23 protein-coding genes and 1 tRNA gene are annotated in these 24810 nt (G+C 61.5%); 20 read left to right on the forward strand and 4 right to left on the reverse strand.

The window, feature by feature from the left end:
* Positions 1-97: 97 nt before the first annotated feature.
* The 8 genes from AB0O81_RS02125 (at position 98) to ndk (ending at position 10891) form a co-directional block, all read left to right on the forward strand.
* Positions 98-1711 carry an ABC transporter substrate-binding protein gene (locus AB0O81_RS02125; RefSeq protein WP_363580718.1) on the forward strand — a complete coding sequence of 538 codons (1614 nt, stop codon included), beginning with the start codon at positions 98-100 and terminating at the stop codon, positions 1709-1711.
* A 28-nt stretch (positions 1712-1739) separates the two neighbouring features.
* A complete protein-coding gene (locus AB0O81_RS02130) occupies positions 1740-2726 on the forward strand; it encodes an ABC transporter permease (protein ID WP_363580720.1) in 987 nt (328 codons plus the stop codon).
* A complete protein-coding gene (locus tag AB0O81_RS02135) occupies positions 2723-3535 on the forward strand; it encodes an ABC transporter permease (protein ID WP_363580722.1) in 813 nt (270 codons plus the stop codon). Before AB0O81_RS02130 ends, AB0O81_RS02135 begins: the two co-directional genes overlap by 4 nt.
* Entirely contained in the window at positions 3532-5091 is a 1560-nt protein-coding gene (locus tag AB0O81_RS02140) for an ABC transporter ATP-binding protein (RefSeq protein ID WP_363580725.1), read from the forward strand. Before AB0O81_RS02135 ends, AB0O81_RS02140 begins: the two co-directional genes overlap by 4 nt.
* A 214-nt stretch (positions 5092-5305) precedes the next feature.
* Positions 5306-8680: an isoleucine--tRNA ligase gene (gene ileS, locus AB0O81_RS02145; protein WP_363580727.1), complete on the forward strand. Its 3375-nt coding sequence runs from the start codon at positions 5306-5308 to the stop codon at positions 8678-8680.
* Entirely contained in the window at positions 8677-10035 is a 1359-nt protein-coding gene (locus tag AB0O81_RS02150; protein WP_363580729.1) for a Mur ligase family protein, read from the forward strand. Before ileS ends, AB0O81_RS02150 begins: the two co-directional genes overlap by 4 nt.
* A gap of 20 nt (positions 10036-10055) precedes the next feature.
* Positions 10056-10454 carry a DUF4233 domain-containing protein gene (locus AB0O81_RS02155; RefSeq protein WP_363580731.1) on the forward strand — a complete coding sequence of 133 codons (399 nt, stop codon included), beginning with the start codon at positions 10056-10058 and terminating at the stop codon, positions 10452-10454.
* A 23-nt stretch (positions 10455-10477) separates the two neighbouring features.
* Positions 10478-10891, forward strand: coding sequence for a nucleoside-diphosphate kinase (gene ndk, locus AB0O81_RS02160; RefSeq protein ID WP_363580733.1), 414 nt, complete (start codon positions 10478-10480; stop codon positions 10889-10891).
* A gap of 22 nt (positions 10892-10913) precedes the next feature.
* On the opposite strand, the gene AB0O81_RS02165 is transcribed toward ndk, so the two are convergent.
* Positions 10914-11516, reverse strand: coding sequence for a vitamin K epoxide reductase family protein (locus AB0O81_RS02165; RefSeq protein ID WP_363580735.1), 603 nt, complete (start codon positions 11514-11516; stop codon positions 10914-10916).
* Positions 11517-11819: 303 nt separating this feature from the next.
* On the opposite strand from AB0O81_RS02165, the gene AB0O81_RS02170 reads away from it, so the two are divergent.
* The gene (locus AB0O81_RS02170) at positions 11820-14246 is read left to right on the forward strand and encodes an Rne/Rng family ribonuclease (protein WP_363580897.1); all 2427 of its coding nucleotides are present in this window, start codon (positions 11820-11822) and stop codon (positions 14244-14246) included.
* Here AB0O81_RS02170 and AB0O81_RS02175 read toward each other — a convergent pair.
* Positions 14243-14527 carry a DUF4031 domain-containing protein gene (locus tag AB0O81_RS02175; protein WP_363580737.1) on the reverse strand — a complete coding sequence of 95 codons (285 nt, stop codon included), beginning with the start codon at positions 14525-14527 and terminating at the stop codon, positions 14243-14245. The genes AB0O81_RS02170 and AB0O81_RS02175 overlap by 4 nt on opposite strands.
* 202 nt (positions 14528-14729) lie before the next feature.
* On the opposite strand from AB0O81_RS02175, the gene rplU reads away from it, so the two are divergent.
* From rplU to AB0O81_RS02225, 10 genes are all read left to right on the forward strand, one after another.
* Positions 14730-15038 (forward strand): 50S ribosomal protein L21, encoded by a 309-nt coding sequence (gene rplU, locus AB0O81_RS02180; RefSeq protein WP_363580739.1) that lies wholly within the window; start codon positions 14730-14732, stop codon positions 15036-15038.
* 19 nt (positions 15039-15057) lie between these two features.
* Entirely contained in the window at positions 15058-15315 is a 258-nt protein-coding gene (gene rpmA, locus AB0O81_RS02185) for a 50S ribosomal protein L27 (RefSeq protein ID WP_337338028.1), read from the forward strand.
* A 101-nt stretch (positions 15316-15416) separates the two neighbouring features.
* Positions 15417-16925: a GTPase ObgE gene (gene obgE / locus AB0O81_RS02190; protein ID WP_363580741.1), complete on the forward strand. Its 1509-nt coding sequence runs from the start codon at positions 15417-15419 to the stop codon at positions 16923-16925.
* On the forward strand, positions 16922-17704 hold the full coding sequence (gene proB, locus AB0O81_RS02195) for a glutamate 5-kinase (RefSeq protein WP_363580743.1): 783 nt from the start codon (positions 16922-16924) through the stop codon (positions 17702-17704). Before obgE ends, proB begins: the two co-directional genes overlap by 4 nt.
* A gap of 38 nt (positions 17705-17742) precedes the next feature.
* Positions 17743-19002 (forward strand): glutamate-5-semialdehyde dehydrogenase, encoded by a 1260-nt coding sequence (locus tag AB0O81_RS02200; protein WP_363580745.1) that lies wholly within the window; start codon positions 17743-17745, stop codon positions 19000-19002.
* 54 nt (positions 19003-19056) lie between these two features.
* Positions 19057-19281: a hypothetical protein gene (locus AB0O81_RS02205; protein WP_363580747.1), complete on the forward strand. Its 225-nt coding sequence runs from the start codon at positions 19057-19059 to the stop codon at positions 19279-19281.
* A gap of 9 nt (positions 19282-19290) precedes the next feature.
* Positions 19291-19887: a nicotinate-nucleotide adenylyltransferase gene (gene nadD, locus AB0O81_RS02210; protein WP_363580749.1), complete on the forward strand. Its 597-nt coding sequence runs from the start codon at positions 19291-19293 to the stop codon at positions 19885-19887.
* A complete protein-coding gene (locus tag AB0O81_RS02215) occupies positions 19884-21095 on the forward strand; it encodes a hypothetical protein (protein WP_363580751.1) in 1212 nt (403 codons plus the stop codon). Before nadD ends, AB0O81_RS02215 begins: the two co-directional genes overlap by 4 nt.
* 23 nt (positions 21096-21118) lie before the next feature.
* A complete protein-coding gene (gene rsfS / locus AB0O81_RS02220; RefSeq protein WP_363580753.1) occupies positions 21119-21469 on the forward strand; it encodes a ribosome silencing factor in 351 nt (116 codons plus the stop codon).
* A gap of 73 nt (positions 21470-21542) precedes the next feature.
* A tRNA-Ala gene (locus AB0O81_RS02225) sits at positions 21543-21618 on the forward strand.
* 27 nt (positions 21619-21645) lie between these two features.
* Here the strand turns inward: AB0O81_RS02225 and AB0O81_RS02230 are convergent.
* Positions 21646-22533, reverse strand: coding sequence for a rhodanese-related sulfurtransferase (locus AB0O81_RS02230; protein WP_363580755.1), 888 nt, complete (start codon positions 22531-22533; stop codon positions 21646-21648).
* A gap of 51 nt (positions 22534-22584) precedes the next feature.
* Here AB0O81_RS02230 and AB0O81_RS02235 point away from each other — a divergent pair, with 51 nt between their 5' ends.
* A complete protein-coding gene (locus tag AB0O81_RS02235; RefSeq protein ID WP_363580757.1) occupies positions 22585-23901 on the forward strand; it encodes a glycoside hydrolase family 3 N-terminal domain-containing protein in 1317 nt (438 codons plus the stop codon).
* Here the strand turns inward: AB0O81_RS02235 and AB0O81_RS02240 are convergent, their stop codons facing one another.
* Positions 23902-24780: a 3-methyladenine DNA glycosylase gene (locus tag AB0O81_RS02240; protein ID WP_363580759.1), complete on the reverse strand. Its 879-nt coding sequence runs from the start codon at positions 24778-24780 to the stop codon at positions 23902-23904.
* Positions 24781-24810: the final 30 nt, after the last annotated feature.

Genomic DNA, 24810 nt, shown 5'->3' on the forward strand with positions numbered 1-24810 from the left:
CAGCTCCCATGCGCCCGCGTCGGCGTAAATCCACCCAGTCCAAAAATAGACTACGGTTGTCATGTTCCCCCCCCCCATCTGCTGCTGAGGTTGTGTCATGCCATCGCTACGTCGTCTTTCTGCTGTCGCTCTGCTCGCCGGTGCGAGCCTGATCCTCGGGTCGTGCGCTGCCACGGCCGATTCGGAGTCATCGGCTTCGGCATCGGGCGAGGTGGTGTGGGCCATCGAAGGAGCGAATCTGTCGGCGGGGCACATGGATCCTCAAACGAGTCAGCTCGATGTCTCTGGCATGGTGCAGCGCGTCGTACTGGACTCGCTGGTCTTCCAAGAAGCCGATGGCACCTTCAGCCCGTGGCTTGCCGATTCGTGGGAGATCTCTGAAGACTCCACGCAGTACACCTTCATGTTGCGAGACGACGTGACCTTCACGGACGGTGAAACGTTCGACGCAGCCGCGGTAAAGGCGAACTTCGATCGCATCGTTGACCCTGCGACAGAGTCGGCTCAAGCAGCGAGCATGCTCGGCGGCGACTTCTATGCGGGCACCGAGGTGATCGACGATCATACGGTGACCGTCTCATTCACCCAGCCTTATGCGCCATTCCTTCAGGCTGCGAGCACAGCGCTTCTCGGGTTCTACTCGCCGGCAGTGCTTGAGAATCGCGCCGACGATCTCAAAGCGGGCGGCCCCGACATCACCGTGGGTACGGGCCCGTTCGTGCTCAGCGAATACATCCCGGATCAGGAGATCATCTACACCCGCAACGCTGACTACGCGTGGGGTCCGAATGGAACCCTCGCGCCGACATTCGAAACACTGCGCGTAAGCATTTTGCCCGAGCCGTCGGTGCGCGCCGGCGTTGTGACAAGCGGTGAAGCCGATCTCGCGAGCCAGCTTCCCCCGAATGTCGCGTCCACACTGGGCGATGAGCTGAGCGTCGAATCGATGGAGTACCCAGGGCTGCCGTACTCGCTCTATCTCAACGAGCAGTATGGCGTGTTCAGCGACCCGCTCGTGCGCGAAGCGTTCTCGCGAGCGATCGATATCGGGCCCGCGGTTGAAGAGATCTTCTTTGACCAGTTCCCCCGAGCCTGGTCAATTCTGGGATCAACCACGCCCGGATACAACGCCACTCTTGAAGAAACCTGGGCATTCGACCCTGATCTGGCTAATTCGCTGCTCGATGAAGCGGGATTCACCGAGTACGACGATGAAGGTTACCGAATCAACGGCGACGGGCGGCTCTCCGCACGGTGGATTGCGTGGACTCCGGTGCCCGATGATCGAGCAGCGCTTGCCAACGCAATTCAGCAGAACCTGCGGGATGTGGGCTTCGAGGTTGTGCGCGAAGTCCTCGAGCCTGGCGCATACAACGAGCAGTACGGTCCGAAGACCTTTGATCTCACCGATTGGGGGTACTCCGGCGTCGATCCAGACCTTTTGCGTAATCACCTGCATACCGATGGATTTCAAAACGCATCGCAAGTGAGCGATGCTGATCTTGACGCACTGCTTGAGAGTGGGTTCACCGCGACAGACCCCGCAGAGCGAGCCTCAATCTATGGCGAGGTGCAGGAGTGGAACGCTGAGCACAATGCAATCGTGCCCCTCTACAGCCCTTCCCTGATCACCGCCGTCGGCGACACGATTGCGGGCCTCGAATACGATCTCTACGGGCGACCGCTGTTTTACTCCGTGACTGTCGAGTGACGCGACGCCCTCGCTGTGAGAGGGAGCTATGACGCGCGACGCGGACACCAGCCGGTGGTGGCGCTCGCTTGCTTGGGGCGGACGACACGTCGCATCCATCGTGATTGTTCTCTGGGGGGCAGCGACACTCGCCTTCATCGCGGTGCGGATTATTCCCGGGGATCCAGTGGAAGTAATGCTCGGGCCGCAAGCGCAGATCAGCGAAGCGGCGAAGGATCAGATCCGTGCCGAACTGGGACTTGATCGGCCACCGCTCGAGCAATACCTCAACTACCTACGTGAGCTCGGCAGCGGAGACCTTGGAGATTCCTACCAGCTGCGCATGCCCGTCATCGATGTCATCGGCCGACAGCTCGAGGCAACGGTACAACTGACCTCACTCGCGCTGGTACTTGCGATCATCATCGCGGCAACAGTAGCGGTTCTTGCGCGAGGGCCCGCCAGTCGAGCGGTGGCGTCGGCCGCTGAGCTCGTGGTGTTGTCAACTCCGGTGTTCTGGATCGGGCTCCTGTTGCTCGCCCTCTTCGCATTCCAACTGGGCTGGTTTCCGGTTTCGGGGGCACGTGACCCGCTGTCGCTCGTGCTGCCGGCCGTGACGCTGGCTCTCCCCGTCGCGGCGCTGCTCGGCCAGGTGTTGCGCGATGGCATCGAAGCGGCCGAGCGCTTGCCTTTCGCGACCACCGTGCGTGCTCGCGGCGCGAGCTCTACATGGCTCACACTGCGACACACTGCCCGCCACGGCGCTTCGAACGCGCTGACGCTGGCTGCGTATCTCATCGGCTCTCTCTTGGGCGGCGCGGTGCTCGTCGAAACCGTGTTCGGCCGTCCTGGCATCGGCCGCGTGACGCTCACCGCCATCACGGATCGCGACCTGCCGGTCATCACTGGTGTGATCTTGCTCAGCGCCGTCGTGTTCGTGATTGTGAATCTCGTCGTCGATGCGCTCTACCCTGTCCTCGATCCACGCCTCCGCGCCTCACGTCGAAGCGTCCGCACGAGCGAGGGCGCCGCATGAGCACCGCGCGCCGCACGTTGCTCGCGATTGCCCTCGTGGTCCTCGCCGTGATTGCCGCGATGGCGCTCGCGCCAGCGATGTTTACTTCGCTTGATCCGCTGACCACTGATGTGCGCGCGGCCCTAGAGCCACCGAGCGCGATGCATCCTTTCGGAACTGACCAGAGCGGTCGCGACGTCTTCGCGCGAGTTGTCTACGGTGCATCCCGTTCGGCGGGAATCGGTCTTCTCGCCACCGCATTGGCTTTTGTGGTCGGTTTAGTGGTCGGTGCCCTCTCGGGTAGCGGGCCTCGATTCGTGGATGCTGCGACCATGCGCGCCACTGACATACTGCTGGCCTTCCCAGAGTTTCTGATCGCGCTTGTCGTGGTGGCGATTCTCGGACCCGGGCCTGTGAACATCGCGATCGCGGTCACCGTCGCTGCGGTTCCGGTGTACGTGCGCCTCGCGAGGGCGCAGACGCGCACGCTGTTGCAGGCCGAACACGTTGAAGCGGCGCGCATACTCGGCGTGCATCCGTTCGCTGCGTTTACACGACACGTGGTGCCAAGCGTGGTGGGCGCGCTCAGTGTGCTCGCGACAATCGGGATCGGATCGAGCATTCTGGCCGCGGCCGGTTTGTCCTTCTTGGGGCTGGGCCCAACGGAGCCCACGCCCGAGTGGGGGCTAATGCTGTCGGGCGGTCGAAATGTGCTCGGTCAGGCATGGTGGATTTCGGTCTTTCCGGGGCTGGCGATCACCGTGACGGTTGTAGCGGCAACAGCGGTGGGACGACTCTTGCGCGCTCGAGCAGAAGGCAGATCATCGTGAGGGCGCTGCGTGTTGAGAACTTGCGGATTGCTTTTGGAGACCGGATCGTCGTCGACAACGTGAGCTTTGACGTGCGCCCTGGGGAATGCCTCGCGATTGTCGGTGAGTCGGGCGCGGGCAAATCGGTCACTGCGGCTGCGTTGCTGGGACTACTGCCACGAGATGCGGCAGTCACGGCTACCGCGCTCGAAGTTGACGGCATCGATGCCGCGCACTTGAGCGAACCTGGCTGGCGATCTCTGCGCGGTGCGCGTATTGCGCTGGTCTCACAAGATGCACTCGTGTCGGTTGACCCGCTGCGCCGCGTTGAGCGTGAGGTCGTCGAGGCGATTGAAGTGCACAAGAAACCACTGTCGCGCTCTGCACGCAGATCGCACGCTGACGAGCTGCTGACTGCGGTGGCGATGCCCGATCCTCGGCGGCGTGCTCGGCAGTTTCCGCACGAGCTATCCGGCGGTTTACGCCAGCGCGCCTTGATCGCCTCTGCCCTCGCCGCAGACCCCGCGGTGATCATCGCGGATGAGCCCACCACGGCTCTTGACGCCACGGTGCAAGCGCGCGTACTGACACTTTTGCGCGAGATCGTTGATCGCGGTGTCGCGATCGTCTTCATCAGCCATGACCTTGCCGCCGTGGCGCGAGTTGCCGATCGCGTAGCTGTGATGCAACACGGTCAGATCGTGGAGACGGGCCCAGTGACCGAGGTGCTCAGTGCTCCGCAGCATCCTCACACCAAAACACTGGTGGCGGCTGCTCGACGTTCGCCGCGTGCCCCACGTGAGCTGGTAAACGACATCGTGCTCGAAGCCAGGGGAGTGTCGAAGGCGTTTGATCGCGTCGCGGTCAGTGACGTTTCGTTCACTCTGCCGCGGGGCCGCACTCTTGCCGTCGTGGGTGAGTCCGGCTCGGGAAAAACCACCCTCGCGCGTCTGCTTCTTGGGGTGGAGAAAGCAGACGCCGGCCAGATACTGCGTGACGGTGAACTCTGGCGGCCTGGCACGGGCGACAGCTCGAGCGTGCGTGTGCAGCTCGTGCACCAGAACCCCCTGGGTGCGTTCGACCCGCGCTGGAGCATCGGTCGGTCGCTGAAGGAGGCGCTCACCGCTGCGGGCGTTCCTCGAACTGAACAGGCTTCGCACATCGCCCGGCTGTTGCGCGACGTAGGTCTTGATCTCGACGTAAGAACGCGCCAACCTCGGCAGCTATCAGGAGGTCAACGCCAACGCGCGGCTATTGCCCGGGCACTTGCGACAGACCCAGATGTTCTGGTGCTTGACGAGCCTGTGTCGGCGTTGGATGCCCCGGTCCGGGAGCGTGTGCTGCTGATGCTGCAACGCATTCAAGCCGAACGCAACCTGGCGATGCTGTTCATTTCACACGATCTAGGAGTCGTCGCGTCCATCTCCGACGACGTTCTCGTCATGCGGGACGGCATGGTGGTGGAGGCTGGGGCGACTTCCACGGTGTTTGCCAACCCGAAGCATCCCTTCACGCGCGAGCTGCTCGCGGCGTCAGGTACATCAGCATCCACAGCGAAAGTCCAAAAAGGCGAGTAGAATCTTGCTACCAGCACCGATCCGGCTATCACCGGGGAGCTCTCGGAAGAACAGTCTTGAACTTTGCGGCTTAGTAGAACCGAGCGGGTCAGGCCCGTGACAGCCGCAGTGAGAGAGGACGCATGCAGACGCATTCGTCACGCGGGGTGGTACCGCGGCTCTTCCCTCCGGGAGCGTCGTCCTCGCAGGAAGCATTGCAACCTGCTGGAGTGACATGTCGTATCCCAAGTCCGCATTCGGACCGGCCGTAGACGCGGTCGTACCGAGTCCGCGGTTTCCTTCAATCGAAGAGGACGTTCAGTCGTTCTGGCGCGAAGATGACACCTTCCGCGATTCCATCGCGCAACGTGAGGGCTCTGAAGAGTGGGTTTTCTACGACGGACCTCCGTTTGCCAACGGGTTGCCTCACTACGGTCATCTGCTGACCGGGTATGCCAAGGACGTCTTTCCTCGCTTCCAGACGATGCGCGGCAAGAAGGTCGACCGCGTATTTGGGTGGGACACCCACGGTCTTCCGGCTGAACTCGAAGCGATGAAACAGCTCGGCATCACCGAGAAAGCTCAGATCGAAGAAATGGGCATCGCTACCTTCAACGAGAAGGCGCGCGAGTCGGTGATGGCGTACTCCGAGGAGTGGAAGACATACGTCGGCCGCATGGCCCGGTGGGTTGACTTCGAACGTGGCTACAAGACGCTTGACACGAACTACATGGAAAGTGTGCTCTGGGCGTTCAAGCAGCTGTACGACAAAGACCTCGCGTACGAAGGCCACCGCGTGTTGCCGTATTGCTGGCGCGATGAGACACCGCTCAGTGCGCACGAGTTACGCATGGACGATGACGTCTACAAGATGCGTCAGGACCCGTCTGTGACGGTCACCTTCCCGCTCGTCGGCGCCAAAGCGGAGGTTCTCGGACTGACGGGGGTGCGCGCCCTGGCATGGACGACGACGCCGTGGACCCTTCCCACAAACCTCGCTCTGGCTGTGGGCCCCACGATCCGCTATGTGGTCGTTCCTGGTGGACCGGCAGGCGCCGCGGACGTGCACCGCGATGCGGACGGAACGGCAGACGATCCGCTCGAGGCGACGGCACACCGATATCTCATCGCCGAAGAACTGCTGGTCGGCTACGCCAAAGACCTCGGGTACGAATCAGGCGATGACGCTCGGGCCGCGATCGAACAGTGGGTGCTCGGTGCTGAACTGGCTGACGTCGCATATGACCGGCTGTTTGACTACTACGCCGACGCCGAAACCTGGAGCACCCAGAACGCCTGGCGAATTCTCGTTGACGACTACGTGACGGTCTCAGACGGCACCGGCATCGTGCACCAGGCTCCTGCTTTTGGTGAAGATGATCAACGCATCACCGAGGCCGCAGGTATCCCGCTCGTGATGAGTCTCGATGACGGCGGTCGATTCCTTCCCCAGGTGACCGACGTCGCGGGCGAGTTGTGGATGGATGCGAACACGCCACTCGTGCGCCTCGTGCGTCAGTCCGGACGTCTGTTGCGACTTGCCAGCTATGAGCACTCCTACCCGCACTGCTGGCGCTGTCGCAATCCGCTGATCTACAAGGCTGTATCGAGCTGGTTTGTTCGCGTTACAGAGTTCAAAGACGAGATGCTCGCCAACAACGAGCAGATCACGTGGGTGCCAGAAAACGTCAAGCACGGCCAGTTCGGCAAATGGCTTGAAGGTGCCCGCGACTGGTCGATCAGTCGCAACCGGTACTGGGGCTCCCCAATCCCGATTTGGAAGAGCGACAATCCCGAGTTCCCGCGCACCGACGCATACGGTTCGCTCGCAGAGATGGAGCGCGACTTTGGCCGCCTTCCTCGCAACGCCGACGGTGAGGTCGATCTTCACCGCCCGTTTATCGATGAGCTCACTCGCCTGAATCCCGACGACCCGTCAGGCAAGTCGACGATGCGTCGTATCGAAGACGTGCTCGACGTCTGGTTTGATTCCGCCTCGATGCCCTACGCGCAGGTGCACTATCCGTTCGAGAACCAAGAGTGGTTCGATGCGCACTCGCCCGCCGACTTCATCGTGGAGTACATCGGGCAAACTCGTGGCTGGTTCTACGTCATGCACGTGCTGTCGACAGCGCTTTTCGATCGCCCAGCCTTCACTGGTGTGTCTTGCCATGGCATCGTGCTGGGCAATGACGGACAGAAGATGTCCAAATCTCTACGCAACTATCCAGATGTCTCAGAAGTGTTCGACCGCGACGGCTCTGACGCGATGCGCTGGTTCCTCATGGCAAGCCCTGTTCTGCGCGGCGGCAACCTGGTCGTGACCGAAGAGGGCATCCGAGCTGGCGTGCGTGAGTTCATGCTGCCGCTATGGAGCAGTTGGTACTTTTTCGCCACCTACGCCAATGCCGCTGGAGGGCAGGGTGACGCCGGGTACGAAGCGACATGGCGCACGGATTCCACCAATGTTCTCGATCGTCACATTCTGGCGCTTACGGGTGACCTCGTGCGCGACGTCGCTAACGACCTTGACGCCCTCGATTCAACGCTGGCCGCAGCTAAGCTACGTGAGTTCGGCGAGGCGTTGACGAACTGGTACATCCGTCGGTCGCGTGACAGATTCTGGGTTGGCGTGTCAGACGATGAGACCAGCCGTGACGCATTTGACACCTTGTACACCGTGCTCGAGACGCTGACACGCGTCGCAGCTCCGTTGATTCCGCACCTTTCGGAGCGCGTCTGGCAGGGGCTCACCGGCGGCCGTAGCGTGCATTTGCAAGACTGGCCCGACGCTACCGCTTTTCCCGCGGCTACCGATATTCGAAGCGCGATGGATGCTGTGCGTCAAGTGTCGAGCGTGGCGAATGCCCTTCGCAAGAGGGAGGGCAAGCGCGTGCGTCTGCCGCTCGCATCGATGACCGTTGTGCTGGCGAACGCGCAGGCGCTCGGGCAGTTCGACGACATCCTTCGTGACGAATTGAACGTGAAGAACGTTGAGCTCGTCGAGCTCCAAGACGATGCTGCTGGCGAGTACGGAATCACTCACCGCCTTTCGATCAACGCGCGTGCTGCTGGCCCTCGGCTGGGCAAGCGCGTTCAGCATGCGATCCAGGCATCGCGAACCGGCTCGTGGTCAGAGCAGGATGGAGCCGTTTCTGTGACCACCCCTGACGGGGAACTGCCGCTGAACCCGGGGGAGTACGACCTCGTGCTCGAGACTTCGGGAAGACCGGAGGGCGAAGCGCTTGCTCTGATTCCCGGAGGCGGCTTCGTTCTGCTTGACACGGCGACCACCCCCGAGCTCGAGGCGGAGGGCCTTGCCCGCGATCTCATTCGCGCCGTACAAGACACGCGAAAAGCCGCTGGGTTCGACGTGAGCGACCGCATTCATCTAGAACTGGCCTTCACCGATGCGACTGATGAAGCCGCGGTTCGTTCCGCGTTTGATGTCGCCGACATTGCTGGTGAGACGCTCGCAGTTTCACACGCAGTCACGCTTGGCGCACTCGATGCGAAGCCCGCCGATCACAGCGCTGAGTTCAACGCGGGCACGTACGCAAATCGTGGCGCCTTCATCGTTGCGGTTTCGAAAGCCGAGGCAGCAGCATGAGCGAAAAACACCGCGCACGCGCCGACGCTGTCTATTCGACGCTCCTCGCTCGTCAGGGGGAGCAGTGGGTGCAGCCGCGAGTTGAGCGCACTCGACGTGTGCTGGAGTTCCTGGATGACCCGCAGCGTACATTCCGTGTCGTACACCTCACGGGCACGAATGGAAAGACATCCACAGGCCGGATCATCGAGAGCTTGGTGCGCGCGCATGGGCTGCGCACGGGGCTATTCACGAGCCCCCATCTTGAGCGCTTCACTGAGCGAATCGTGGTGGATGGCGAGAATGTCGCCGATGTTGCCATTGCCGATGCGTGGGACGAGATCGAACCCTTTGTCGAAATCGTCGACGCCGAGCTGGCATCGGCCGACGACGCGCCATTGACTTTCTTCGAGTTGCTCACCGTTCTCGCCTTTGTGGTGTTCGCAGACGCGCCGGTAGATGTAGCCGTGATTGAGGTCGGAATGGGCGGTTCGTGGGACTCCACCAACACCGCCGACGGCGATGTTGCAGTGTTTTCGCCAATCGACATTGACCATGCCGATCGCTTGGGCGACACCATTGCCGAGATCGCAGAGGTCAAGGCCGGAATCATCAAAGACGGAGCGGCGGTTGTTTCGGCACGCCAGACTCCCGAAGCAGAAGCAGCGATTCGAGCAGCGGCCGGCGTTCGCGGAGCGTCGGTGGCGATCGAAGGTACGGATTTCGCCCTCACACAACAGCGCCTCGCCGTCGGTGGGCAGCTCGTGTCGGTGCGCGGCCTCGCCGGAACCTACAACGACGAGTACTTGCCGATTTACGGGGAACACCAGGCATTCAACGCTGCCCTCGCGATTGCCGCGGTGGAGTCTTTGGTAGGCGGCGGCACGCAGCCAATCGCCCCCGACATCCTCACCGAGTCATTCGCCCAGGTCACGACACCGGGGCGACTCCAGCTGGCAGGGATAAACCCCACAGTGTTGGTGGATGCCGCACACAATCCGCACGGTGCGCAAGCCCTTGTCGCCGCTTTGCACGAGGCCTTCGATTTTGACGAGTGGGGCATCGTTCTCGGCATGCTCGCTGACAAAGATGCGGTCGGCATCGTCAAGGCTTTAGCGCCGGCGGCAACACACATTTTTGCGACCGCGCCGACCTCGGAACGGGCAAGCGACGCCGACAGGGTGGCAGATATCGCAGAGGCTCAGGGCCTGCCCGTCACCGTGCACACTGATCTTGCAGAGGCCGCGATGGCCGCACGCGAGTGGGCGGCTGCTGCAGATCGGCGCGCCGTGGTTATCGCGGGCTCTGTGATTCTCGCCGGTGAGGCCCTCGGCCTCGCCGAGTCCGAGGAGTGGAAGTCGGGTTGGCAAGAGTGACTGCGTCAGATAGATCCGACGTGCCCGCGAAGCCCGCACGCCCTCGGCGCTCGCGAGGGGCAGCTGAGTCGCTCGCCTCGATCGTGCTCACCTTTGAGGCGGTTATCGCGTTTCTGGGGGGTCTGGCGATCTTCGGTTTGAAGGCTCTGCCCGATACGGTGCCGCAGTGGTGGGGGGTCGTTGCCGGTGTCGCTGTCGCGGTGCTGATGCTGCTTACGGCTGGTCTGGTGCGTTACCGCTGGGGCATCGCCTTGGGATGGGTGCTGCAGCTAGTCGTCGCACTTGGCGCATTTTTTGTGCCGGCGCTGCTGTTTGTCGCCCTCATTTTCGGGGGCATGTATGCATATGCCACCATCAAAGGAAGCTCGCTTGACCGCAACAACGCCAAGCGAGCTGCATCACCAACCGAACCTGCCTGATTCAGGCGAACGGAGATACACAAATGTCAACGGAAGAAACCCTCGTCCTCGTGAAGCCGGACGGCGTGGCTCGTGGCCTGACCGGCGCAATCCTGGCTCGCATCGAAGCTAAAGGCTATTCGCTCGTAGATGTTCGACTTGTCGAGCCAGATCGCTCCACGCTTGAGCGGCACTATGCCGAGCACGAGGGCAAGCCGTTTTACGAACCGCTCCTCGAGTTCATGATGTCTGGCCCTTCAGTCGCCATTCGTCTCGCGGGGAACCGGGTCATCGAAGGGTTTCGGTCGTTGGCGGGGATGACTGATCCCACGTTGGCTGCTCCAGGAACTATCCGCGGCGACTTGGGACGTGACTGGGGGCTCAAGGTCCAGCAGAACCTGGTTCATGGTTCAGACAGCCCAGAGTCTGCAGCGCGCGAGCTCGAGATCTGGTTCTGAACCTCAACGCGAACTCGCGCTCCTAGAACAGCGCCCCCAAGACGTCGAGTCTCAACTGCGCGATGACCGCAATGATCGCGTAGCTGACAACGGTGAGCACGGGAATCCACCCTGTGAGTTTGCCCGCGCCTCGTCGAATCGATGCAGGTGCGGGCAACAAGCCCGTTCGCAGTGTGTGAAGAGTTACAGCGTAAAAGGTTGGAATCGTCACCGACCACGTCACCATGCACCATGGGCACAAGGTGCCGAGCACGAAGATGCTTTGGCTGATCAGCCAGATGACAAAGACGAGGGCCAGGGTGAGCCCGAGTTCGAACAGCAACCAGAACCACCGTGCAAAGCGTGCGCCTGCGAGAATCGCCATTCCCACCACGATGGGGGCCGCCCATGCGGTCAACCCCAGGAGCGGGTTGGGAAAGCCAAAAACGCTCCCTTGCCACGAATCGAGGTTCGCAGAGCATTGCACCAGAGGATTGAAGTCACATGAGGCGGCTTCACCTGGATTCGTCAGTGCATGAAACTTCTCGATCGTCAGCTGAAATGCCGCCCACCATCCAATGACGCCAGCAATCACCAGCCACACGGCCAGAGCGGTCGGACGGGTGCGGGGCGACGGGTTGGGCATGTGGAGGATTATCCCATTGATGCTGGTGCGAAGCAGACAAACGACTTTGCAAACACGCGTATTGCGCGTTGGCGAGCAATCGCCGCGCGAAAGTGCGATAATGAAGTTTGATGTGCCGCGGCCGCGCCGATGTGCACATCACCGAAGACTTCAGGGCAACGAAGGCCCTTGGCAACACAACGTCTCACCACGAGAGTTGAGAGTGTGTTGCAGACCGAGTGAGAGAGCGGCACCGCAGGTGCGGCACCGCACAAGATTTTGCCGGGTGGCGCGCGGCGCGACCCCGCAGGGAGTAAACCCTTGATTGCCGATGGCATAAACGAAGAATTCGATACCCCGACCGCGCCCGATACCTCGTCGGCACAAGAAGCTGCGCCCGACGCACCGGCTGTCCCCGATGTTGCCCCTGGCGCACCGCCGGCCGTTGCACCAGCAAAGGAGCCGAGCGAATCGACTACGGAAGAAACGCCGCGCGAGGACGCACCTGCTGAAGATGCACCTGCAGGAGTCGCACCTGCTGAAGATGCACCCGCGGGAGTCGCACCTGCTGAAGATGCACCTGTGCAGGTAGATGGCTCCAGCGAGTCTGCGGGAGACCCGCGCCCGCAGTCAGCTACAGCACCCGCAAGTGAACCTGAGCAGCCCGCCGAAGCGACGCCAGCCGGACCTGTCACTGCGGTGAGCCTCGGATTGCTCCCGGAGACATTCGTGTCGGCTGTGTCGACGCAGCTGATGTTCTACGCGCCTGAAATCACCGTTCTGCCGAACGTGGCCGAAGAACAGCCCGAAAGCAATGACAACGACGGACAGCGCGGAAGCAATCGCCGCCGCAACCGCCGCCGTGGTGGCGACGCGCGCCAGGAGCCGAATGATCAGTCGGATTCTGCGCCGACTCAGTCGCACCCCCGTCAGCGGGCCGTTGAGCTCATCACTGAGCCGCAGCGAATCAAGGGTTCGACACGACTCGAAGCGAAGAAGCAGCGACGCCGCGACGGACGCGAAGCCGGACGCCGCCGCGCCGTGGTCACCGAAGCCGAGTTCCTCGCTCGCCGCGAAGCCGTGGATCGCGTGATGGTTGTTCGTTCGAAGAACGGCCGAATTCAGATCGCGGTACTGGAAGACAACGTTCTGGTGGAGCACTACGTGGCTCGCAATCAGGATGCTTCATTGATCGGCAACGTGTATCTCGGGCGAGTGCAGAACGTGCTGCCAAGCATGGAAGCGGCGTTCGTCGACATCGGTCGGGGTCGCAACGCGGTGCTGTACTCAGGTGAAGTTGACTGGGATGGCGTCGAGACTGGCAACCAGCCTCGTCGCATCGAGTTGGCACTCAAATCAGGTGACAAGGTGCTGGTCCAGGTGACCAAGGATCCGGTCGGCCACAAAGGCGCGCGTTTGACCAGCCAGATCTCTCTTCCGGGTCGCTACCTCGTGTACGTACCCGGTGGCGCGATGAACGGTATCTCACGCAAGCTACCCGACACCGAACGAGCGCGACTGAAGAAGATCCTCAAAGAGGTCCTCCCGGAGTCCTCCGGTGTCATCGTGCGCACGGCGGCCGAGGGTGCCACAGAAGAGCAGCTCACCCGCGATGTGCAACGCCTGACGAATCAGTGGGAACACATCTCGAAGCAGATTCAGTCGATCGGCGCTCCTGCGCTGTTGCACTCTGAGCCCGATCTGCTGGTGAAGATCGTGCGCGATGTCTTCAACGAAGACTTCACACACATGCTTATCCAGGGTGATGAGGCGCACGAGACGATCACGACGTACCTGCAGTCCGTCGCCCCCGATCTTCTCGACCGCGTCAAGGAACACGAGGGCGACCGCGACCCGTTTGACGAGTACCGCGTCACCGAGCAGATCGAGAAGGCGCTCGACCGCAAGGTCTGGCTTCCCTCTGGTGGCTCATTGGTGATCGACCGCACCGAAGCGATGACGGTCGTTGATGTTAACACCGGGAAATTCGTGGGCACGGGTGGCAATCTCGAAGAGACTGTCACTAAGAACAACCTTGAAGCGGCTGAAGAGATCGTGCGCCAGCTTCGGCTCCGTGACATCGGTGGCATCATCGTGGTCGACTTTATCGACATGGTGCTGGAGTCAAATCGCGACCTTGTCCTGCGACGATTGGTTGAATGCCTCAGCCGTGACCGCACGAAACACCAGGTCGCTGAGGTGACGTCTTTGGGCCTCGTGCAGATGACGCGAAAGAAGCTTGGGTTAGGCCTGCTCGAAACGTTCAGCGAGGCGTGTGACGTGTGCGCAGGGCGCGGTGTTGTGGTGCACCACGACCCGGTCGTCAAGCACCGTACTGCCAGCTCAGGCGGACAACAGGGCCGCCGCCCTCGCGGTGCCGCACAGCAGCAACAGCCGCCTGCGCAAGCCAACGGCGGCACGCATGTGATCACCGAGGGCGTAAAGTCGGCGCTCGCGCAGATCGCAGCATCCACCATTCACCATCCCGATGAGTCGGTGGCCGACGAAGCACCTGCAGCAATCGAAGCTGCACCTGAACCACGCGCCAAGAAGCCACGGAAAAAGCGAAAAGAGCCCGCAGCAAAGGCGCCCGCGAAACAGCAGGCTCCGAAGACTGAGAAGGATTTGCTGCTGGATTCAGTTCTCGAGGCTCTCCCCGAGCCGAAGGCCCCCGGTCAGGGACGCGCGCGTCGACGGGTGACCACGGCTGCCCTCACGGGCACACCGGTCGCCCATATTCCGGAAGACTAGTCGTTGAGGTGTTGCGCGCGCCGCTCACGAGCGGTGACGCGCAACCCCGACGCGATCAGGCGACGTACGAGTTCGTGCCCGCTCACGTATTCCGCACCATCTGCGACCAGCTGCGCGTGTATTTGTTCCGGCACGTCGTAGTGATCGAGGTCAAACCCCCGGAGCGGAATGTCGTGCGCGCGAGCAAAACTGTGGAGCTCGTCGAGATTCGAGTCGCTCACTAAATGTGCCCAGAGTCGGCCATGTGCGGGCCAGCGCGCGTCGTCAATTAGGATCGCCACCCCCGAATCCTACTCACTCGCTCGCGACACGGCGTCGATGCTTTTGCTGATACGCCCCGCATCCGGTAAAGTAGTCCTTTGGTGCGTCACGTTTTGCAGAGTGATGGCGAAACTGTCGAGAGCCTTGCTTCCGCACCAGGACTTTCCCAGTCTCACAAAGACAATTCGGAGCCGTGCGCTCCCAAGACGAAACAGGTGTGAAGTGGTTTACGCAGTAGTGCGCGCCGGTGGCCGGCAGGAAAAGGTAGAGGTCGGCACGGTTGTCGTTCTCGACCGACAGAAGGCAAAGATTGGCGCAAGCATCGAGCTGCCCGCCGTTCTGTTCGTTGACGGCGACGCCGTCACGACCGACGCTGACAAGCTCGCGAAGGTAACCGTCACCGCCGAGGTCATCGGCGAAGAGCGCGGCCCGAAGATCGTGATCCAGAAGTTCAAGAACAAGACCGGGTACAAGAAGCGCCAGGGGCACCGTCAGGACCTCACGCGCGTCAAGGTCACCGGCATCAAGTAGAGCCACAGGAGACGCAGAGATGGCACATAAAAAGGGCGCAAGCTCCACTCGTAACGGTCGTGACTCCAACGCACAGCGCCTCGGCGTGAAGCGCTTCGGTGGTCAGGAAGTTCTCGCCGGCGAGATCATCGTCCGCCAGCGCGGCACCCACTTCCACCCCGGCGTCAACGTCGGCCGTGGCGGCGACGACACCCTGTTTGCACTGAGCGCAGGCGCTGTCGAGTTCGGACAAAAGGGCGGTCGTAAGGTCGTCAACATCGTGGCCTTCGCGGAGTAATCCCGCAGGTTTCACAGATTTTCTTAGAAGGGGCGGGCTTCGGCCCGCCCCTTCCATTTACTCTGGGCTTGACCCAGACCGCACCGTAAAGGGAGGAACGCATGGTCACGTTCATCGATCGTGTGACGTTGCACCTGAGCGCCGGTAAGGGCGGAAACGGTTGCGTGTCGGTCAAGCGCGAGAAGTTCAAGCCTCTCGCTGGCCCCGATGGTGGCAGTGGGGGACACGGCGGCGACGTCGTACTGGTCGCTGAACCACAGGTCACCACGCTGCTTGCGTATCATCACTCACCGCACCGCTCAGCGGGCAACGGCGGCTTCGGCATGGGAGATCACCGTTCAGGTGCCCTCGGAGAGACGCTCGAACTTCCGGTGCCAATTGGAACTGTGGTCAAAGACGCAGATGGGCAAGTGCTGGCCGACATGCTCGACCCCGGCATGCGTTTCGTCGTCGCACCCGGCGGAATCGGCGGTTTGGGCAACGCGGTACTTGCAAATCCAAAGCGCAAGGCTCCCGGCTTCGCACTCCTGGGTACACCCGGGTGGGAAGGCGATGTCTATCTTGAGTTGAAGACAGTCGCGGATGTCGCGCTGGTAGGTTTTCCGTCTGCAGGCAAGTCCAGCCTGATCGCGGCGATCTCCGCGGCGAGACCCAAGATCGCGGACTACCCGTTCACGACCCTGCACCCCAATCTCGGCGTCGTGCAGGCGGGCGATAACCGTTACACCGTCGCTGATGTCCCGGGTCTCATCGAAGGAGCAAGCGAGGGCAAGGGCCTCGGACTTGAATTCCTGCGTCACGTGGAGCGCTGCACAGCGCTCGTGCACGTGCTTGATTGCGCGACCCTCGAACCAGGGCGCGACCCGCTGAGCGATCTCGACACCATTCTTTCGGAACTCGCTGCGTATCCGGTTCCAGAAGGCCAGACACCTCTGCTTGAGCGACCACAGTTCGTCGCCCTCAACAAGGTAGATGTGCCAGAAGCTCAAGACCTCGCCGATCTCGTACGCGCGGATATCGAAGCGCGAGGGTTTCGAGTGTTCGAAATCTCTACAGTGAGCCATTCGGGGCTACGTCAGCTCACCTTCGCGCTAGGTGAGGTCGTAGCTGAACACCGCGCAAAGCTCGCCGCCACTCCGGTTCAAGAGCGCGTCGTCATCCGGCCGCGCGGATCTAAAAAGGAGTTCACGATACGTGTCGAAGGCGGCACGTACGGCAACTTCTATCGCGTGCTCGGCGAAAAGCCATTGCGTTGGGTTCAGCAGACTGACTTCCAGAACGAAGAGGCAGTCGGCTTCCTCGGTGATCGACTCGAAAAGCTCGGTGTTGAAACTGAGCTTTTCCGCGCCGGCGCGGTTCCAGGCGCAACCGTCGTCATCGGTGAGGGCGACGGCATCATCTTTGACTGGCAGCCCTCGGTGACGTCAGCGGCCGAGTTGATGACCGCACCTCGAGGCACCGATCCTCGACTCCTGCAGAGCAATCGCCGTACGACCGCCGAACGACGCGACCACTACAAAGAGCGAATGGATGCGAAGGCTCAAGCCCGCGCCGAACTTGAAACTGAGCGCATCGCGGAGAGTGGTAGCCGCACTGGGGACGACGAGTGAGCACAGCGGCACGCGCCCTGATCCCCGCCGCACGACGAGTGGTCGTCAAGGTCGGGTCTTCATCAATCAGCGGCGATAGCTCGCACAAGATCGGGCCGATCGTTGAGGCGATTGCCGAAGCACACGGTCGAGGCACGGAGATCGTGCTGGTCTCGTCGGGAGCTATCGCGACGGGCATGCCCTTCTTGTCGCTCGATGAGCGGCCGAGCGACCTCGCTACGCAGCAGGCGGCGGCCGCAGTGGGACAAAACATCCTGATCTATCGCTATCAGGCCGCGCTACGACCATTTCAGATCGTCGCGGGACAGGTGTTGCTGACTGCAGGAGATCTCGAGCACCCCACTCCCCGTTCCAATGCACGGCGGGCGATGGACCGACTGCTGGGACTCCGCATCCTGCCCGTCGTCAACGAGAATGACACCGTTGCGACGCATGAGATCCGTTTTGGCGACAACGATCGCCTAGCAGCGATGGTTGCCCAGCTAATCGGGGCAGAGGCGCTGGTGTTGCTCAGCGATATTGACTGCCTCTACACGCGACCACCAGATGAGCCGGGGGCGGAGCCGATTTTCGAGGTTGCCTACGGCGACGAGCTTGCTGGATTCGAGTTCGGTTCAGTTGTGGTCAACAGCGTGGGAACAGGCGGCGCTGCGACGAAGGTCTCGGCGGCCCGAATTGCGGCCGCCTCGGGTATTGGGGTACTCGTCACAAGTGCTGACCTCGTAGTCGATGCGCTCCGCGGGAGTAGCGTCGGCACCTGGTTTCACCCGAAGCCTTGAATGCCATCGAGTATCGGTCTGCTCGGTAAGCTGGTGTGATGCTCACCACGGCCGCCACCGCGCGCGACAGAATGGTTCTCGCCAAGCACGCCTCGCGGACGATTTCGTTGCTTACCGATCAGCAAAAGAGTGACGCGCTCATGGCTGTCGCAGCCGAGATCGTGACCGCGACAGACGACATCGTGACGGCGAATGCCGAAGATCTCGCTCGTGGACGTAGCAATGGACTGTCTGAGGCGCTCCAAGATCGTTTGCGGTTGGATGCCGATCGCATCGCTGCTCTCGCGAGTGCTGTGCGCGACGTCGCACAGCTGCCCGACCCAGTCGGTCGAGTGCTCGACGAACGCGTGTTGCCCAACGGCGTAGCTCTGACGAAAGTTTCGGTTCCGTTTGGTGTCGTCGGCTCGATCTACGAGGCACGACCGAACGTCACTGTTGATATCGCCGCTCTTGCGCTCCGCTCAGGCAATGCGGTGGTTTTGCGCGGCGGCTCAGCCGCCGAACAGACGAACGCCGCGTTGATCACGGCGATGCGTCATGCGCTTACCCGAGTGCACGTCGATCCGGACGGCATCCAAACTGTCGATGACTTCGGGCGCGCCGGAGCCCGGGAGATGATGCAGGCACGCGGACTCATCGACGTGCTGATCCCGCGGGGGAGCGCCTCATTGATAGAAACTGTGGTCACCGAGTCGTTGGTCCCCGTGATTGAGACCGGCGCGGGCGTCGTTCATATCGTCCTGGACGCCAACGCCCCACTGGAATGGGCCCGCGACATCGTTGTCAACGCTAAAGTGCAGCGCCCGAGCGTATGCAACTCGGTCGAGACTGTACTCGTGCTTCGCGACGCTGCGGCGCGTCTGGTTGCTCCCGTCACCGAGGCTCTGCAAGCTCGCGGCGTGACGGTTCACGGTGATGAAACTGTTGGGACGTTGGCAGATCACATCGTGCCAGCTACCGAATCGGATTGGTCGACCGAGTACCTGAGCCTTGATGTATCCATGAAAGTGGTGGCAGACCTCGACGAGGCGCTGTCGCATATCAGGCAGTACTCCACAGGACACACCGAATCGATCATCACGGCATCTGAAAGCAATGCCGATCGCTTCCTGGCTGAGGTAGATTCCGCTGTCGTTATGGTGAATGCGTCGACACGATTCACAGACGGCGGAGAGTTCGGGTTCGGCACTGAAGTGGGAATCTCCACCCAAAAGCTGCACGCACGAGGCCCTATGGGATTGCCTGAGCTCACGAGTACGAAGTGGCTGGCGCGCGGCACCGGGCAAGTGCGGGCCTAACCACCTAGACTGGAACAAGCCTGCGCGACACAGGCACACCTGAACGGAGCAAGCATGACCCTCGCCACGATCCTGTACCTCGCAGCGGAAGAGTCCGAACATCACGGAAACGTGGCGCTCGAGACGGTCGGCTTCGGCATCGTCGCGCTGATTGTGTTCGCTTCGCTGGGTATTGTGACCCTTTCGTATCGCAACGTCGCCAACCGCCACGCGCACAAGGCCGAAGCATACGCAAAAGCCCACGAGAACGACGTCCAGCAGGTGGGACACGGCCACTAGGCCCGCTGAATGTCGGTGACGCAGGTACCAAGAATAGGAGTGATGGGTGGGACGTTTGATCCCATTCACCACGGCCACTTAGTTGCCGCGAGCGAAGTCGCCAAGTCGTTCGATCTTGACGAGGTCATATTCGTTCCCACCGGGCGCCCATGGCAGAAATCAGATGTCTCTCCGGGTGAGGATCGCTATCTCATGACGGTGATTGCGACAGCTTCCAACCCGCAGTTCACTGTCAGTCGCACGGACATTCAGCGCGACGGACCTACGTACACCATCGATACTCTGCGCGACCTTCGCGAGGAATATCCCGGCGCTGAACTGTTTTTCATCACCGGTGCCGATGCCATAGCGCAAATTCTCAGTTGGAGGGAGCATGATGATCTATGGGATCTGGCCCATTTCGTCGCTGTCTCCCGTCCAGGCCACGCGCTGAGCACAGACGGGCTACCGACTGAGGGTGTCAGCCTGCTTGAGATTCCGGCCTTGGCTATCTCATCAACCGACTGCCGTGAGCGCGTCCAACGAGGAGACCCGGTGTGGTACCTCGTCCCAGACGGAGTCGTCCAGTACATTGCAAAGCACGACCTATACCGGAGCGAGGAATGAGTACACCTGAGCAGCCGGCGAACCCACCGCTGACCCGCAAGCAATTGCGTGAAATCCGAAATACCGGAGCCACGCCCATCATCGCTGTCGATTTGCAGCCAGAGCGCGAGAGTGAACCGGAGCCCAGCGCAACGGACGCGCCGGGGCAGCAAACTGACTTCACCCAAGAAGTCACAGCAGCGACGCACGAAACGCCAAAGGTCACGGCGACGCCGTTGCCGCGACCCGCTGAGCCTGTGGACGTCGCCCCTGCTCCTGCGGCTGATTCAAGCGTCGACCTGGGCGTGAGCCCATTGACGCGCCGTCAGGCGCGTCAGCAGGAGCGCATTCGCACGGCGTCCGTTCCCGTAATCACCCCAGAGGTTGCTGCACAACATGCTTCACAGCCTGTGCCGGCGACGATCGGCACCCAGAGTGTCGAGGAGGATGGCCTGAAGTCAGTTTTCGGCACCGGGGCTACACCCGTAGCAACAGAGTCGTTCGGTGACAGTGACTTCGCTCCCACCGTTCTTGACGAGGATGTGAGCGCCGACAACGAAGGCTGGCGTGACATGTTCGTCAAGGTTTCTCCAGAAGCATCCGCCCTAGCAGCCAGCCTGGTTGCGGCAGACAGCGCCGAGGCTCAGCCACGCGCCGCCGAGGCGGCGGCACCGATGGTCGCACCTGTCGAGATTGGTGGCGACGCGCACGATGAGGCCGATAGCGAGGCCGATCGTGCTGTCGTGAATCCATTGCTCGGCGCCAACTTGCTCACCGCGAAAGCCACCGAGAGCGACGTTCCCGCCTCATTTGACCAGATCTTCTCCCGCTCCACCGGCGCGGTGTCGACCTCCAACGCGCTCATCATCGCTGACAATCCAGCCACCGACTTCGGGGGCGCGGTGACCGCTACCGGTGAAGTTCTCGTGACGGGAACTTTCCAGTTGCCCGAGGGCCTTGGGTCGACCGGGCACGCGGTCGGCACCGCTGACAGCAAAGAAACTGACGCTGTGTTGATCGACGGCGAACTGCCTGCGCATTCTTCGCCCACGCCGATTGCGGCCAGCGCTGCTATCAGCACGGTCAAGTCTGCTGGCGAAGTAATTCGACCTCCGGCGCCTGAAAAGGGCAGCCGGCTCATGATGACGCTCGCGATCACCGCGGGCGTCCTAGCGCTCGCCCTCGTCGGCGTGCTGATCGTCGCATTTGCGACCGGAGTATTCTCTTGACAGCAAGAACGTCCACTTACGAAATGGTTCAGATCGCCGCCGCAGCTGCGGATTCGAAGGGCGGGGAAGAGTTTGTCGCGCTTGATGTCTCGGAGCCGCTTCCTCTCGCCGATGCCTTTCTGCTCGTCACCGGCGGTAGCGAACGCAATGTCGCCGCAATCGCGGATGAGGTAGAAGACCAGTTGCTTCAGGCTGGCCACAAACGTCTTCGGCGCGAAGGACGCAAGGAGTCTCGTTGGGTGCTTCTTGACTTCGGCGACCTCATTGTTCACGTCTTTCACGAGGAGGAACGCAACTACTACGGGCTCGAACGTCTGTGGAAGGACTGTCCTGTCATCGCGATCGATTTGCCGACAAAGACCAATTCAGACTGAGCTTCGTGTTCGGTACTTCCTCTAACGTGTAGTAATCTAGAGGGGTTGCCCCGGCTCCGGCCGGCAACGAGATGGGCCTGTGGCGCAGCTGGTAGCGCACCTGCATGGCATGCAGGGGGTCAGGGGTTCGAGTCCCCTCAGGTCCACCAAAAATCCCCGGTTATTCCGGGGATTTTTTAGTTGTGCACGACGCAAGGAATTTGAGTACAAGCATCACACACAACGAATTCGGTGTCGCACGATCGGATGCTGCAATTCGCGGTGCGCTTCGTCGCGGCTCCGCACCCGCTGCATTCGCCCATAGTGGCGGCATCATCGCTGAAGTCAATCGAACCCCGCTTGTCGAAAACGTACAGTGAACCTTCCCAGAGCCCTTTGTCGCGAAAACGTTCTCCGTAGCGCACGATTCCGCCATCCAGCTGGTAGACCTCGTCGAAGCCGCGAGACACCATCAGACTCGAGAGCACCTCGCAACGGATACCCCCGGTGCAATACGTCACTACAGGTCGGTTTTTCAGTTCATCGAACTCACCGGAATCCAGCAAGCGCACGAAGTCTCTAGTGGTCTCGACATTCGGCACCACCGCACCAGCGAATCGGCCGATCGCAGCTTCCAAAGCGTTTCGCCCGTCGAAGAAAACGACATCATCGCCGCGCTCGGAGACGAGCTGATGCAGCGCGTCGGGGGAGAGGTGCGTCCCCCCACCAACGACGCCGTGCGCGTCGACTTCGAGTTCGCCTGGGGCACCAAAGGAGACGACTTCCTCACGAACCTTGACGCTCAACTTAGGAAAGTCGCTGCTGCGTTCATCGCCATCGAGTTCGCTGCCATCGCTCCATTTGAAATCAATGTCGCGGAATGCAGCATATTCGCGCGTCTTGCGTACGTAACGCTTGAGCGCGGCCATTGGTCCACCGAGGGTACCGTTCAGGCCGTGTTCTGAGACCAGAATTCGTCCTCGCAACCCAAGGGACTCTGCCAAATCCCGCTGCCACAGTCGAACGGCGTCGGGGTCAGCCAGGGGCGCAAAGGCGTAGTACAGGATGATCTTTGAAACGGGCACGAAGAAAGTCTACGAGCGGCGGCTGAATGACCAGTCGGAACGCTACCGTGGGTGAGTGAGTTCTCAGCCCCAGTCCCCGCGTTTCGGCGTTGTCGGCCGTGCGTGCTCGGTGCTGGCGAAGGAACGCGAAGCCGAGGCGAAGTGCGCAGTCTGATGATGGCTAAGAGACTGATCGCGGCGCTTGGGCTTGTGTGCATCCTTGCATTGGGCCTCACGACACCCGCGACGGCGGTTGCTGTGAAGCCAACATCGAGTGATGGAACTGCTCATGGCTCCGGCGTCGTGCGCGTGGAGTCCGCCGCCGAAACAGCTATCGACGCTGCTGCCACCGCCCGTGTCGCGCAGATGTCGGTGCACGACAAAGCGGCGAGTGTGGTCATGGGCCATATTCCGTCGACAGACCCAGCGATCCTGCGCGCATATATGGAAGACACCGGCATCGGCGGGTTCATCCTGATGGGAGCAAACGTTCCTTCATCTGAACAGCTGCTGCGCGAACTTACGGAGTCGTTGACTGTTGACCCCGCCTTCGCACCTCTGCTCGCGATCGACCAAGAAGGAGGCGACGTCTCCCGTCTCCCGTGGGATGACTTCCCGTCTGCCCTCACCCTGAAGTACGATTCCGCAGAAGCCGCCTACGATGCATTCTCAGGTCGCGGCGGCCTCATCCTGCGCGCAGGAATTGGAGTCAACTTCGGTGTCGTGGCTGACGAGACTGACGATCCTGACATGTTCATCTATCGCCGAGTACTGGGCACGAATGCCCCGTCTGCCGCGTCTCGCGTCGCTGCGGCTGTATTGGGCGAATCCCCCTCGACGATGTCGACGCTGAAACACTTCCCAGGTCACGGGGCGGCTCCCGGAGATTCTCACGCGGGTATTCCAGAGACAAACATCTCGCTCACCCAATGGCGCGAAACTGACGCGGTACCTTTCCAAGCCGGCATAGACGCCGATGCTCCGTTGCTGATGTTTGGACACCTGCGCTACACCTCGATCGACAGCAAACCGGCAACGCTCTCCGCGAAGTGGCATGACATCGCTAGGAAAGAACTGGGGTTCTCGGGCGTCGCAATTACGGATGACCTCGGGATGCTTGAAGCATCCGGGATCGCTGACTATGCCGATCCAGTCTCGAACGCGGTCGAGGCGCTCGTCGCGGGAAACGACATGGTGCTGACATTGCTCAACTCCAACGAAAACACGGCGCCCCGCATCGTTGCGGGCATTGTTGCGGCAACCGAAGACGGAACACTGTCTATGGAGCGTCTCGAAGAAGCCGCGCAGCGCGTCGCCGTTTTGCGACTTGAACTCAGCGGTGACGGACGCGGACTCTCGCCGTGCGAGGACTGCGGCCCTCTGGAGTGATCACTCTCGCGCGATGACTGTCAAGAGTTCTTGGCGCAGTTGCTGAGCTCGGGAGGTGAATTCTCGTTGAGCCGCCACGTAATCGGCCTTGCCCTGCGCTGTCTCAATCTTGATGGGGCTAAACCCCCAATCTGTTAGATCGTAGGGTGATGCCCTCATATCGACCACTCGAATCTCGCGAGCGAGAGCGAAAGTGTTGAGCAACAGCTCGCCAGGTACCAAGGGGCCCAGCTTAATCGCCCATTTGTATAGGTCCATACCTGCGTGCAGACATCCTGGCTGCTCGCGCTCAGGCTGGCTCTCGCGGCTCAGTTCTACAGAATTGCGGGTGGTGGCGGGGTGCGTGAAGAAGCGAAAGGCATCGAAATGGGTGCAACCCAGTTCATGCGATTCCACGACCGCGTTAGTGCCCGATTGGCCGAGGCGCAGTGGGACGTCATGCCGATGCTCATCGTCGCGGTAGATCATGGCCCATTCGTGCAGGCCGAAACACCGAAAGCTAGCATTTCGTCCAGCAGTCGCCCGCAGGATGCGACCGATATTGCCGATCAGCGCACCATACTTGCGGCGGAAGCTACCGCCGTCAACGATGAGGCCATCCGATCCGCCAACCGGAATGTACCAGCGCCAGCCAGCTCGATCCGTGTGCGTTGCGGCGTCAAGTCGCACGCCTTCACCGGGATGCCACCGCCGGAGGATGGCGGGTTTGTAGGAGTAGTAGGTGTACAGGAAATCATCGACAGGATGGGTTTGACCGCGCGACGCGCGTTGACGCCGACCGTAGGTGAGAGCGTCAGCTCGTTCGTGATGCGCCTGCTCGCGAGCGTTCCACTCGGATGGGGCGAGCGCTTGGGAAGCGAGCGCGTGAGCAGTAGGCACCCCTCGACAATACGTTGCGCTGCTGAGCGA

It is taken from the genome of Microbacterium sp. NPDC076911 (assembly GCF_040687125.1).
Lineage (GTDB): Bacteria > Actinomycetota > Actinomycetes > Actinomycetales > Microbacteriaceae > Microbacterium.

Coding starts and splice junctions, on each gene's coding strand:
- AB0O81_RS02125 (WP_363580718.1), top strand. CDS start 98: ATGCCATCGCTACGTCGTCTTTCTGCTGTCGCTCTGCTCGCCGGTGCG.
- AB0O81_RS02130 (WP_363580720.1), top strand. CDS start 1,740: ATGACGCGCGACGCGGACACCAGCCGGTGGTGGCGCTCGCTTGCTTGG.
- AB0O81_RS02135 (WP_363580722.1), top strand. CDS start 2,723: ATGAGCACCGCGCGCCGCACGTTGCTCGCGATTGCCCTCGTGGTCCTC.
- ileS (WP_363580727.1), top strand. CDS start 5,306: ATGTCGTATCCCAAGTCCGCATTCGGACCGGCCGTAGACGCGGTCGTA.
- AB0O81_RS02150 (WP_363580729.1), top strand. CDS start 8,677: ATGAGCGAAAAACACCGCGCACGCGCCGACGCTGTCTATTCGACGCTC.
- ndk (WP_363580733.1), top strand. CDS start 10,478: ATGTCAACGGAAGAAACCCTCGTCCTCGTGAAGCCGGACGGCGTGGCT.
- AB0O81_RS02165 (WP_363580735.1), bottom strand. CDS start 11,516: ATGCCCAACCCGTCGCCCCGCACCCGTCCGACCGCTCTGGCCGTGTGG.
- rpmA (WP_337338028.1), top strand. CDS start 15,058: ATGGCACATAAAAAGGGCGCAAGCTCCACTCGTAACGGTCGTGACTCC.
- obgE (WP_363580741.1), top strand. CDS start 15,417: ATGGTCACGTTCATCGATCGTGTGACGTTGCACCTGAGCGCCGGTAAG.
- AB0O81_RS02200 (WP_363580745.1), top strand. CDS start 17,743: ATGCTCACCACGGCCGCCACCGCGCGCGACAGAATGGTTCTCGCCAAG.
- AB0O81_RS02205 (WP_363580747.1), top strand. CDS start 19,057: ATGACCCTCGCCACGATCCTGTACCTCGCAGCGGAAGAGTCCGAACAT.
- nadD (WP_363580749.1), top strand. CDS start 19,291: ATGTCGGTGACGCAGGTACCAAGAATAGGAGTGATGGGTGGGACGTTT.
- AB0O81_RS02215 (WP_363580751.1), top strand. CDS start 19,884: ATGAGTACACCTGAGCAGCCGGCGAACCCACCGCTGACCCGCAAGCAA.
- rsfS (WP_363580753.1), top strand. CDS start 21,119: ATGGTTCAGATCGCCGCCGCAGCTGCGGATTCGAAGGGCGGGGAAGAG.